Consider the following 11,409-nt stretch of genomic DNA (forward strand, 5'->3'; position numbering starts at 1 on the left):
AGGGCACGGCGGGCTGTTCACCGGTGCGGGACGCGTCCGCGTCCTTCGCGCCTTGAGGGGGGTGACGGAGGTTCGACTGCGGACGCGTCGACGGGCTGGTGCCCCGTGAGTATCGGGGGAGACTCCGGGGCCGTCGCGCACTTGACGGTGCGGCCCGGGGACGTGTGCGTCACCGGGCCGCACCCTCGCGCGATCGTGCCGTGAGGCCTATTCGGCGTCGGCGGCTGGTTCGGGCGCCGACGCGTCCTCCCCGGCCCCCGGCGTCGGCGCGTTCGCCGGTGAGCACTGGAAGCAGTCCATCGTGAAGACCTCCTCCTCACCGACCTTCCCGGTGAAGGCCCCGCGCAGACTGTCGTCGCCGATCGCGCGTTCGGCCAGGGCCTCGCGGAGCAGGCGGCCCTCGAAACGGACCTGTGCTCCGTCGCGGCTCTGACCGGTGCAGAGCACCTCCAGGCGGCCGCCGCGCTCCCGTCCCCGCGATTCCGGCCCGTCCGGAGCCGGGGAGGCCTCCTCGTCACCGCCGGCGGTGACGGCGTCCTCGCCCTCGGCGAGGTCCTCGGAGGGGGCGGACGAGGGCGCGGACTCCGGTACGGCGGCGCACTCCAGCGGTGCGGCCACGGGGTGGCCCTTGCGGGCGAAGGCACGCTCGGCCCCGGGGCGCAGGATCGACACGGACAGGGCGTCGGCGGCTCGTTCCAGCTCCAGCAGCGCGGCGTCGGCGCTCTGTTCGGGCGCCTCGTCGGCGGTGCAGGAGGCGAGTGGCGCGCACAGCAGCAGGGCCAGTGACGCGGTGGCGGCGGTCGAGCGGACTCCCATGACTTCCCCCTGGGTCGGCGGCGCCGTGTGCGGCGCTCTGGTCCACCGCACCAATGTCGCTGATGACGGATTGATGGCGTATGTCCGACTCGGGTGGCAAGGGTGAAAAGTGTGTCATGTTCGTGTCATCCCGATGTGAGTCGGAACGCGACCGGGGATACCGTGCCCGGGACGACGACCGGCGACGCCGGTGTCCGTCAGACGCGAACGCGGGCGGGGGAGGGGGACGCGCACACCGGGACCAGCGGCTGGGCTAGACTCGGGACATTTCCCGAACCGTGTTCCACCACGGTCCGCACCAGTCGAACCAGCCACCGTCACCGCCCCGTGCCCCCGTGGCCACGGGAGACGCACGGTGAACCAACGGGCCGCGCGCGGCGTCGAACCAGGGATCAACGACGACCCCGGTCGTCCCGCCACGACGGCCCCACAGACCGTCCTTCCTTCGGAGGTGGATCGTGTCCGCTGACCACCGAGAGCAGCAGCCCGGCCAACAGGGTTCGCGTATCGACCCGCACGTCGGCCGTTACGCACACCGAGCACAGGGCATGGTGGCATCGGAGGTCAGGGCACTCTTCGCGGTCGCCTCACGGCCGGAGATCGTCTCCCTGGCGGGCGGGATGCCCAACGTCGCCGCCCTGCCCCTCGAACAGATCGGCGACCTGGTCAAGGACGTCGTCTCCGAGGAGGGCGCCACCGCCCTCCAGTACGGCTCCGCCCAGGGCGACCCCGTCCTGCGCGAACAGATCTGCGAGTACATGACGCTGGAGGGCGTGCGGGCCAGCCCCGACGACCTCATCGTCACCGTCGGCTCCCAGCAGGCCCTGGACCTGGTCACCCGTGTCTTCGTCGACCCGGGCGACGTCGTCCTCACCGAGGCGCCGACCTACGTCACCGCGATCAACACCTTCGCCGCCTTCCAGGCCGACATCCGCCACGTGGGCATGGACGACCAGGGCGTCATCCCCGAGGAGCTGGAGGAGGCGCTGGTCCGCGCCGAACTCGACGGCCGACCGGTCAAGTTCTTCTACACGATCCCGAACTTCCAGAACCCCGCCGGGATCACCATGAGCGCCGAGCGCCGCGCCCGGGTCATGGAGGCCTGCGAGCGCCACGACGTGCTCGTGGTCGAGGACAACCCCTACGGATTGCTCCGCTACGACGGCGAGCCCGAGCCCACCCTGTACTCCCAGGGCAACGGCAACGTCATCTACCTCGGCTCGCTGTCCAAGACCCTCTCCCCGGGCCTGCGCATCGGCTGGGCGCTGGCACCCGCCCCCGTGCGCGCCAAACTGGTCCTGGCCGCCGAGTCCGCGATGCTCAGCCACTCCACGTTCAACCAGCTCGTGGTGCGCCGCTACCTGAACACCTTCCCTTGGAAGGAACAGATCAAGGCGTTCAACTCCATGTACAGCGAGCGCCGCGACGCGATGCTCGGTTCCCTGGAGGCGATGATGCCCGCCGGGTGCACGTGGACCCGGCCCGAGGGCGGGTTCTTCGTGTGGGCGACCCTGCCCGAGGGCATCGACGCCAAGGCCATGCTGCCGCGCGCCCTCAACGAGCGCGTGGCCTACGTTCCCGGCACCGGCTTCTACGCCGACGAGCGCGGCCGGGACAGCATGCGCCTGAGCTTCTGTTACCCCACCCCCGAACAGATCCGCGAGGGTGTCCGCCGACTCGTGGCCGCGATCGAGGGCGAGATCGACCTGCGCGACACCTTCGGTCCCGCGCTCTCAACGCCTACCGAAGGCAGCCAGGCACCCACCCCTGACCTGCCCTGACATCCTCTCGTAAGGGCCCAGCACCATGACCGCAGCACAGAAGGAGGTCCCCGCCGTGGCCGACCTTGACCGGGTTCTCGTCCTCGCCGGAGGCCTGTCCCCCGAACACGAGGTGAGCGTCCACTCCGGCCGCAGCGTCGCCGAGGCCCTGCGCCGACTCGACGTCGAGGTCCAGGTCGCCGACGTCGACTCCGGACTGCTGGGCCGACTCGCCGCCGACCCGCCCCAGGTGGTCTTCCCCGTCCTGCACGGGGCCGCCGGGGAGGACGGCGCGATCCGCGAGGTCCTGGAACTGGTCGGCGTGCCCTACGTGGGCGCCCGGCCGGACGCCTGCCGCCTGGCCTACACCAAGCCCGCGGCCAAGGCCCTGCTCGCCGAGAAGGGCGTGCGGGTGCCACGCGGCGCGACCCTGCCCAAGTCGGCCTTCCACGACCTGGGCGCCCCGGCGCTGCTCGACCGCCTCGCCGACCGCCTCGGCCTGCCGCTGTTCGTCAAGCCCGACCGCGGCGGCTCCGCCTTCGGCGCCACGCCGGTCGCCTCGGTGACCGAGCTGTCCACCGCCCTGGTGTCGTGCTTCGCCTACAGCGACTCCGCGCTCGTGGAGGAGCAGGTCCAGGGCACCGAGCTGGCCGTCGGCGTCCTCGACACCGGTGACGGCCCCGTGGCACTGCCCCCGGTGGAGATCGTCCCGGACGGCGGGGTCTACGACTACGCGGCGCGCTACACCGCCGGTCGCACCGAGTTCTTCTGCCCGGCCCGGCTGGACGAGGACGTGGTCGCGGCCGCCACCGAGGTGGCCCTGACCGCCCACCGCACCCTGGGGCTGCGCGACTTCTCCCGGACCGACCTCATCGTGGACGCCCGGGGCGAGGCCATCTTCCTGGAGACCAACGTCGCCCCCGGCCTGACCGAGACCTCCACGTTCCCGATGGCGTCCGCCGCCGCCGGGCTGGACTTCGCGGTGGTCTGCCGCGAACTCGCCCACCAGGCGCTCCTGCGCGGCTGACCGCGCCGCACGCGTCGGACGACGACCCCAGGGCCCGCCACCATGGCGGGCCCTCGGGTCGTGTCGGGCCGGTCCGCCGGGGCGGGCCCGGCGCCCACGCGGTCCGCGAACGGGTTCACACGACTCCGGAGCCGATCTCCCGGGCCAGGCGCGTCGGGTCGTCGGCCAGCGCCCGCTTCACATGGGCGCTCCACTCGTCGGCGAGCACCTCGACGGCACCGCGTGCCAGGCCGTCGAGCCCCGCACGGACGGACACGGCGGGGTCACCCTTGGGGCCGTCGTAGGCGGCGCTGAAATCGGTGTCGACCGCGCCGAGGTGCAGCCCCGTCACCAGGGTGCCCTGGTCGGCGAGTTCCATCCGGACGCCGTTGGTCAGGGCCCACTGGGCGGCCTTGGCCGCGTGGTATCCGTTGGTTCCGGGGAAGGCGAACCAGGACTGCGCCGACAGGACGTTCAGGATCGCTCCGCCGCCGTTCGCGCCGAGCACCGGGGCGAAGGCGCGGACCATGGCGAGCGTGCCCCAGAAGTTGGTGTCCATCTCCTGCCGGAGCGCGGCGAGGTCGCTCGTCACCAGGTGGGTCCAGTTGCTGATCCCCGCGTTGTTGACCAGCAGGGTGACGTCGCCCGCCCGGGCGAGAGCCGACCTCACGGAGCGGGCGTCGGTGATGTCGAGCCCCAGGGGCACGACCCCGGGAAGGTCGATCTCCTCCGGGCGGCGGGCCGCGGCGTACACACGCGCCGCGCCGCGTTCCGTGAGCTGTTCGGCGAAGAGGCGGCCGAGGCCGCGGTTGGCCCCGGTGACGAGGGCGACGGAGCCTTCGACGGTGAAGGCGTGCTTGGTGCGGGTTGACGAAGTGTCCATGTCCGGGACACTAGGACCTGACGTCAACGTAAGGTTCAAGTCGAGGAGGACCCGTGCGCATCGGTGAGGTCGCCAGGCGTTCCGGTGTGAGCGTGCGGGCGCTGCGCTACTACGAGGAACAGGGCATTCTCAGCTCCGAGCGCGGCCCGGGGGGACAGCGCGAGTTCGACGAGGGGGCCGTCGACCGGGTCCGCCTGTTCCAGCAGTTCTACGCGGCGGGTCTGTCCAGCCGCCGGATCGCGGAGCTTCTCCCGTGTGTCGAGACCGGCGCCACCAGCGCCGAGCAGCGAGCCATGCTGGTGCGCGAGCGGGCCCGCATCGTCGAGCGGATCGACGCACTGGACACGGTGCTCGCGCGCATGGACGACCTGATCCTCGCCGCCGCCGACCACACCGACTGACCCCGGGCCCGGGCGGGACGCCACGCCCGGCGGCCCGCCCGTGGCCGGGCTCCGGACCACGCGCCCGGAGCCAGGCTCACCGAGCCGGAGCCCCCAGGGCCCGCTCGACGGCGTCCCGCACGGACGCCCGGAGCAGGTCGACCTTGTACCCGGTGGAGGGCAGCGGCGAACACAGGTCCGCCACCCCCTCCAGCGCCCGGTCGAAACCCGGGCCCGGTTCGCGTCCGGGAACCGCTCCCACCAGGGCGCGCTCCACACCGGACAGGCGCAACGGAGTGCGGGCCACCCCGCCCACCGCCACCCACGCGCGCGCCACCGGTCCCGCGCCCTCCTCGGCGCACTCCAAGCGCACCACCGCCTCGACCAGCGGCCACTCGGCGCGCGCCCGGCCCGCCGCGCGCAGGTGCGCCGCGCGCTCGCCCGGCACGGGGGCGGGCAGCACCACCGCCGTCAGCAGTTCGTCGGGGGCGAGCCGGTGGTCACGGGTCGGGTCGGTCCCGTCGTACAACGCGGCCAGGTCCCGCTCCGCCTGGCCCCCCTCTTGGGACGAGCCGCCGCCGGTCACCACGACCACGGTCGCCTCGTGGGCCAGCAGTGCCACCGCCAGCGACGACGGGTGCGGCGCCGCGCACGGCCCCAGGTCCACGACCACGCCCCGCAGGTGGTCGCCGGTGCGGGCCGGACACCCCTCGCCCCCGGTCTGGAAGCAGTCGAAGGCCGGGTTGCGCAGGTAGGGGCAGCGGTTGCGCTGGAGCAGGTTGCCGCCCACCGTCGCCACGGACCGGACCTGCGGGGTGGCCAGCGCCCGCGCCGCGGCGGCCAGGCCCGGGTAGGCTCCGGCCAGGCGCGGTCGCGTGCCCAGCGCCGCGACGGTGGTCATCGCGCCGATCCGCACTCCGCCGTCCTCCGTCCAGCGCGTTTCCCTCAGATCCTCGGCGCGGGCGAGGTCCACCAGCGGTCCGGGCGCCACCACCCCCGACTCCACACAGGCGGCGAGATCGGTGCCCCCGGCGCGGGGACGGGCCCCGCCCCGGGCCAGCTCCAGGGCCGCCTCGGCCGCGCTCGCGGGCCGGGTGGGAGCGGTCAACGGTCCTCGTACGGTGCTCAACGCAGTCCTCCGATCAGTCGGTCCGGACGCAGCGGGAGGTCGCGCGGACGCCAGCCGGTGGCGTCGTGCACGGCGTTGCCCAGCGCCGCCGCCACCCCCACCACCGAGACCTCGCCCAGGCCGACCCCGCCGCCCGTCACGTGCTCGAACCCCTCCTCGTGGAAGTACACCTCGGTCTCGGGCACGTCCCCCATTCCGGGCAGGCGGTAGTCCTCCAGGTCGTCGGAGAGCACCACCCCCGTCTCGGGATCGTCACGCCGTTCCTCGAACAGCGCGTAGCCCACGCCCTGCACCACGGCTCCCTCGCACTGGTTGCGGGCCAGTCGCTCGTCGTAGATCCGCCCGGCGGCGATCCCCGCCCAGCAGCGGGTGGGCCGCACCCGGCCGAGCAGGGTGTCCACCTCCACCTCCATCACGTGCACGGCGCCACTCATACCGCGCCCGACCGCCAGGTCGCCCGAGTTGGGGGTGAGCGCGCCCCAGCGGTCCCGGCGCCGTTCTCCGACCACCGAGACCCCTTCGGCGGCGGCCAGCGCCTCCTTGAACGCGTGTTCGGGGACGGGGCCGCGGGCGGGGACGCCGGGGGAGCGCTCACGCAGGGCCGCGCGCATCCGGTCGGCGGCGTCCTCGGCCGCCGGGCCCATGGAGGTGGTGGTGCGGCTGCCGAACGAACCGGTGCCGTGGACCGCCCCGCTGTGCCCGATCTCCACGCGCAGGGCCGACGCGTCCACACCGAGGCGGGCGGCGACCGCGCCGCCGAGCACGGAGCGGATGCCGGTACCGATGTCCTGGGTGGCCGACCTCACCACCAGGGTGCCGCCCTCCACCACCAACTCCACCCGGGCGTCGGGGGCGAGCAGGTACGGCCACCCCGCCGCGGCCAGCCCCACTCCGCGCCGGAACCGGCCGGTGCGCCGCCCGCGCGCGCGGTCCCGCCACAGCGGCAGCTCGGCCACACGCGCGTACAGGGCACGCCGCTTGGGGTTGCCGTCCCAGCGCCGCCGCAGGGACAGCGGGTCCTCGCCCATCCGCAGGGCCATGGTGTCCACGGTCTGTTCCAGGGCCCAGGCCATCGGTGGTCCACCCGGCCCCCGCATGGGTTCGCCCGGCGGCCGGTTGGTCACCACGTCGTAGTCACGCACCCGTCGGGGAGATCGGCCGTACATCAGGGCGGCCAGGAGGGCGACGTTGGAACCGACCGACACGCCCCCGTCGCCGTGGGAGTCCACGCTCAGGGCCCGCAGCGCACCGTCGTCCCCGGCCAGAAGGGCCACCCGGGTGCGGGTCCCCGGCCGGTGACCCGCGTCGGTCAGTTCCTCGGACCGGTCCAGGACCACCCGAACCGGTCGGCCGACGCGCCGGGACAGCTCCACCGCGGCCACCACGTCCGCCGAGAGCGAGTTCTTGGCCCCGAACCCGCCGCCGACGTACTCGGCCACCAGGTGTACGCGCTCCCGGGGCAGGTTCCAGCGCCGGGCCGCCCGGTCGGCGATCTTGCCCACCGACTGCGTCGACACGTGCAGGTACAGGTCGCCGTCCACCCAGGAGGCCACGCTCACGTGCGGCTCCAGCGGGCTGTGCACCTGGGTGGCGGTGGTGTACTCCTCGGCCACCAGCAGGGGGTCAGCGCGCCGCGCGGCGGCCCGCAGCCGGGCCACGGCCGTGGGGCCGCGCCAGCTCAGCACACCGGGCCCGCGCACGTTACCGTTCCAGGGAGCCGGGGGAGTGGGAACCTCGCCGTAGGCGGGCGCCGCCTCGCGCTCGGCCCTCGTGGCGTACAGCACGGGGGCGCCTGGGGCGGTGGCGGCACGGGGGTCGGTCACCGAGGGCAGGGGCTCCAGGTCCACCCGCACCGCTTCGGCGAGCGCCCGCGCCGCGGCCCTGGTGGGTGCGGCCACCGCCGCGATCGGTTGGCCCGCGTAGCGCACCACGCGGTCCTCGCCCAGTAGGTCGACCAGGGGTGTGGTCGCGCCGTCCGGGCCTGGGGCGGCGCTCACCTCGCGCACTCGGGCGTGCGGCACCCGGGAACGCACGATCGCGCCCTCCCAGGTGCCGGACGGGGCGTGGTCCGCGCTGAAGCGGGCGCGTCCGGTGACCTTGTCGGGCGCGTCCGCGCGGGGCGGGTGCCGGTCGGGTTCGGTGTCGAACGCGCCCGAGCAGGCGGCGGCCACGGCGGCGAAGATCCCCTCGTAGGCGCCGCACCGGCACAGGTGGCCGGAGAGCGCCTCGGCGACGTCGTCGCGCGCGGGTCGGGTGTCGCCGTGCTCGGCGCGCCAGGCGTCCACGAACACGGAGGCCGCCACGGCGAAACCGGGCGTGCAGTAGCCGCACTGGAGGCCGTCGTGCGCGGCCAGCGCGCGTTGGACGGGGTGGGAACCGGCCAGGCCCTCCACGGTGGTGACGGCGCGTCCGGCGAGTCGGTCGGCGGGAAGCAGGCAGGAGGCGGCGGGCGCTCCGTCGACCAGCACGGTGCAGGCCCCGCACACGCCGGAGCCGCAGGCGATCTTGGTGCCGGTGAGGCCGAGCCGGTCGCGCAGGTGGTCGGCGGCGCTCAGGCCGGGGTCGTCGGGTGCGGGGGAGGGGATTCCGTTGACGCTGGTGTCCATGAACGGCCTCCCGAAGGGGAATCGAAAGTAGGCATTGACAACTTAGGGTGCGGGAAAGTCGGCTGTCAAAGGGGTCCCGGGCTCGCGAGGTTGTTACCAGCCGGTTTGTACGGATGTTCCTTGCGTGGCGGATGTGACGAGCATTACTCTGTCGGAATCTCTATTCCTCATAGCGGAATATGGATTCCGAAATTCTCTGAAACCCCCTGTGGAGGGCCCGCATGGCAGCAGCCACGGAGACCGAAGCGCCCGACCGTCCCCGCCCCCGCTTCTACCGCTCGCTCTTCTTCCAGGTGATCGTCGCCGTCGTGGCGGGCGTGCTGATCGGGCACCTGTGGCCCTCGTTCGGGGAGAGCCTGCGCCCCCTGGGCGACGGCTTCATCCGCCTCATCAAGATGCTCATCGCGCCGCTGATCTTCTGCGTGATCGTCACCGGCATCGCCAAGGTCGGGGACCTGGGCGCCGTGGGCCGGATCGGAGTCAAGGCGCTGGTCTACTTCCAGGTCGTCACCGCCTTCGCCCTGCTCTACGGCATGGTCGTGGCCAACCTCCTCAAGCCCGGTGTGGGCTTCGAGGTGGACCCCGCCGACCTCGACACCGGCGCGCTGGAGGAGGTGACCCAGGGCGGCGAGATCCCCGGCTTCGCCCAGTTCCTGCTCGACGTGATCCCCGAGAGCGTTGTCGGCGCGTTCGCCGAGAACTCCCTGCTCCAGGTTCTGTTCTTCGCCGTGTTCGTCGCGCTCGCGCTCTCCAAGATGGGAGAGCGCGGCAAACCGGTCCTGGACCTCGTCGAACGCTTCACCGACGTCATCTTCACCTGCATCGGGTGGATCATGCGCGCCGCTCCGCTGGGGGCCCTGGGCGCGATGGCCTTCGTCATCGGTGCCTACGGGCTGTCCTCCCTCAGCAGCTTCGGGATGCTCATCATCGCCTGCTACTCCGCCGCCGCCGTCTTCCTGCTCGCGCTGGCGGTCATCGCGCGGGTCCTGGCCGGGGTCAACCTCTGGAAGTTCCTGCGCTACACCAAGGAGGAGTTCGCCCTGGCCATCGGTGCGGCCTCCTCCGAGGCCGTCATGCCGCGCATCATGCAGAAGCTGACCAACGCGGGCTGTTCCAAGGCCACCACCGGCCTGGTCGTGCCCACCGGCTACTCCTTCAACCTCGACGGCGCCGCGATCTACCTGCCGATCGCCGCGCTCTTCCTCGCCCAGGCCTTCGGCGCTGACCTGACCCTGGCCGACCAGCTGATGATGGTCCTCATCCTCCTGCTGACCTCCAAGGGCATGGCCGGGGTCCCCGGTTCGGCCTTCCTCGCCCTGTCGGCGACCGCCACCGCACTGGGCGCCTTCCCCGCCGCGGGCGTGGCCCTGCTGCTGGGCGCGGACCGTCTGATGGACACCATGCGCGTGTCCATCAACCTGCTCGGCAACTGCGTGGCCACCTTCGTCATCGCACGGTGGGAGGGACAGCTGGACGTGGAGCGGATGCGCGCGGTCCTCGACGGACGGGAGCCGCCCGCCGCGACGGAGGAGGCCGCGCAGACCGCTGTGCGGCACGACCCGGCCGCGGAGGAATCCGCCCCGGCCTCCGCGGCCCCACGAACGGACCACTGACACCCGCGGGCCGGGGCCGCCGCGTCCCCGGCCCGCTCACGCGAACTTGGACCGCGCGTCCCGGAAGGAGGCGTCCAGCCGCCCCTGTTCCCCTTCGAGGCGCTCCACCAGGCGCTGCACGGTGGCCTGTGGGCCGTCCTGTTCCACCACCACCCATGCGGGGGGCGTGCGGCGACGCCAGCCTCGCAGCACGCCGAACACCAGCTGTTGGACGATCAGGGGTCCCACGGCCAGGGTCCACACCACCGGCCCGGACACCTCGACCTCGCCCAGGTTCAGCCAGGCCACCAGCGCCAGCCCGAGCACCAGGCAGACGAGGACGGCCCCGCCCTCACGTGCCACGGCCCGGTGGTACCCGCGCAGTTCCGCGAGCCTGGGCGCGGTCCCCGCCTCCCGCCCGCTGAGTTCCACCAGGGCCTCGCAGACCCGTAGGTGCACGGCCTCGACCCCGGCGGCCTCGGCCGGGTCCCCCGACACCTTCGCCGCGGGAACCAGGGCCGCCCAGCGACCGCCCACCCGGGACGCGGTCCGGGTGCGGGCGCGCCACTGGCGAGGGTTCAGGAGCGCCGTCAGCAACAGCCCGAGGAACCCGGGCGAGGCCACGTCCACCGGACCGTGTCCGGCCCAGCCCTGCCGGGACAGCCAGGGGTTGTGGACACGGACCGTACGCGCGGCGGCCTCGGAGGCCGCGCGCAGGTCGGCGGCGAACCCCCGGTAGGCCTGGCAGGGGAACGGCCCGCACTCGTGGTCGGGCTCCGCGCAGTGGTGCCCCGACAGCGCCTCGACCGTCTCCACGGTCACTCCCGCCTCCACGGTGACCCCCGTCTCCAGGAACAGGCCGTGCGCGGTGCGCACGCGGTTGGTCAGGGAGGTCAGGGTCATGTCCCGACCGCGCAGCACCGGAGGCAGGTCCGGGCGCAGCCCGGCCAGTAGACGCACCAGGGCCAGCTCGGGGTCCCGGGCGGCGTCCTCCACCACCCGGGCGCCCTCCCGTTCCCGGCCGTGCAGGTCGCGCAGCCACGATCCCAGCACCCGGCACTGCCGGGGGTCGCGCAGGAAGTCCACCGCGTCGGCCCACCGTTTCCGCATGGCCTCGGCCAGGTCGTCGCCACGGGTGTGGCCCACCCCCGCGAACCACAGCGGCGGGCCGCCCCGACCCGAAGTGGCCCTACCTGTTCCGCCAGGAGGAGTCCCGCATCCGGGGAGCCCTCGGCGA

General features: G+C 73.5%; 9 protein-coding genes. 4 read left to right on the top strand and 5 right to left on the bottom strand.

The features are described 5' to 3' along the window. Positions 1–207: 207 nt before the first annotated feature. Positions 208–816, bottom strand: a complete 609-nt coding sequence (locus tag ABZ635_RS24120) for a hypothetical protein (protein WP_357769148.1) — start codon at positions 814–816, stop codon at positions 208–210. Between the two features lie 548 nt (positions 817–1,364). Between ABZ635_RS24120 and ABZ635_RS24125 the strand changes: the two genes are divergently transcribed. Together ABZ635_RS24125 and ABZ635_RS24130 are read left to right on the top strand one after the other, a co-directional pair. After that, positions 1,365–2,597, top strand: a complete 1,233-nt coding sequence (locus ABZ635_RS24125; RefSeq protein ID WP_357769155.1) for a PLP-dependent aminotransferase family protein — start codon at positions 1,365–1,367, stop codon at positions 2,595–2,597. A 55-nt stretch (positions 2,598–2,652) separates the two neighbouring features. Next, positions 2,653–3,603 (top strand): D-alanine--D-alanine ligase, encoded by a 951-nt coding sequence (locus tag ABZ635_RS24130; protein ID WP_357769156.1) that lies wholly within the window; start codon positions 2,653–2,655, stop codon positions 3,601–3,603. Positions 3,604–3,718: 115 nt separating this feature from the next. On the opposite strand, the gene ABZ635_RS24135 is transcribed toward ABZ635_RS24130, so the two are convergent. Then, positions 3,719–4,465 (bottom strand): SDR family oxidoreductase, encoded by a 747-nt coding sequence (locus ABZ635_RS24135; RefSeq protein WP_357769149.1) that lies wholly within the window; start codon positions 4,463–4,465, stop codon positions 3,719–3,721. A gap of 53 nt (positions 4,466–4,518) precedes the next feature. Between ABZ635_RS24135 and ABZ635_RS24140 the strand changes: the two genes are divergently transcribed. Beyond that, positions 4,519–4,866, top strand: a complete 348-nt coding sequence (locus ABZ635_RS24140) for a MerR family transcriptional regulator (RefSeq protein ID WP_357769150.1) — start codon at positions 4,519–4,521, stop codon at positions 4,864–4,866. Positions 4,867–4,942: 76 nt separating this feature from the next. Here ABZ635_RS24140 and ABZ635_RS24145 read toward each other — a convergent pair whose 3' ends face one another. Then, positions 4,943–5,953 (bottom strand): FAD binding domain-containing protein, encoded by a 1,011-nt coding sequence (locus ABZ635_RS24145; protein ID WP_357769157.1) that lies wholly within the window; start codon positions 5,951–5,953, stop codon positions 4,943–4,945. A gap of 17 nt (positions 5,954–5,970) precedes the next feature. Beyond that, on the bottom strand, positions 5,971–8,580 hold the full coding sequence (locus tag ABZ635_RS24150) for a molybdopterin cofactor-binding domain-containing protein (RefSeq protein ID WP_357769151.1): 2,610 nt from the start codon (positions 8,578–8,580) through the stop codon (positions 5,971–5,973). 221 nt (positions 8,581–8,801) lie between these two features. Here ABZ635_RS24150 and dctA point away from each other — a divergent pair, with 221 nt between their 5' ends. Further along, on the top strand, positions 8,802–10,193 hold the full coding sequence (gene dctA / locus ABZ635_RS24155; protein ID WP_357769152.1) for a C4-dicarboxylate transporter DctA: 1,392 nt from the start codon (positions 8,802–8,804) through the stop codon (positions 10,191–10,193). 36 nt (positions 10,194–10,229) lie between these two features. Here dctA and ABZ635_RS24160 read toward each other — a convergent pair whose 3' ends face one another. After that, positions 10,230–11,318, bottom strand: a complete 1,089-nt coding sequence (locus ABZ635_RS24160; RefSeq protein WP_357769153.1) for a hypothetical protein — start codon at positions 11,316–11,318, stop codon at positions 10,230–10,232. Between the last annotated feature and the right edge of the window lie 91 nt (positions 11,319–11,409).

Origin of the sequence: Nocardiopsis sp. NPDC007018 (genome assembly GCF_040635075.1) — a bacterium.
Lineage (GTDB): Bacteria > Actinomycetota > Actinomycetes > Streptosporangiales > Streptosporangiaceae > Nocardiopsis.

What these genes read in the sequence shown, in the direction of transcription:
- ABZ635_RS24120 (WP_357769148.1), bottom strand. Translation starts at nt 816, where the DNA reads ATGGGAGTCCGCTCGACCGCCGCCACCGCGTCACTGGCCCTGCTGCTG.
- ABZ635_RS24125 (WP_357769155.1), top strand. Translation starts at nt 1,365, where the DNA reads ATGGTGGCATCGGAGGTCAGGGCACTCTTCGCGGTCGCCTCACGGCCG.
- ABZ635_RS24135 (WP_357769149.1), bottom strand. Translation starts at nt 4,465, where the DNA reads ATGGACACTTCGTCAACCCGCACCAAGCACGCCTTCACCGTCGAAGGC.
- ABZ635_RS24150 (WP_357769151.1), bottom strand. Translation starts at nt 8,580, where the DNA reads ATGGACACCAGCGTCAACGGAATCCCCTCCCCCGCACCCGACGACCCC.
- dctA (WP_357769152.1), top strand. Translation starts at nt 8,802, where the DNA reads ATGGCAGCAGCCACGGAGACCGAAGCGCCCGACCGTCCCCGCCCCCGC.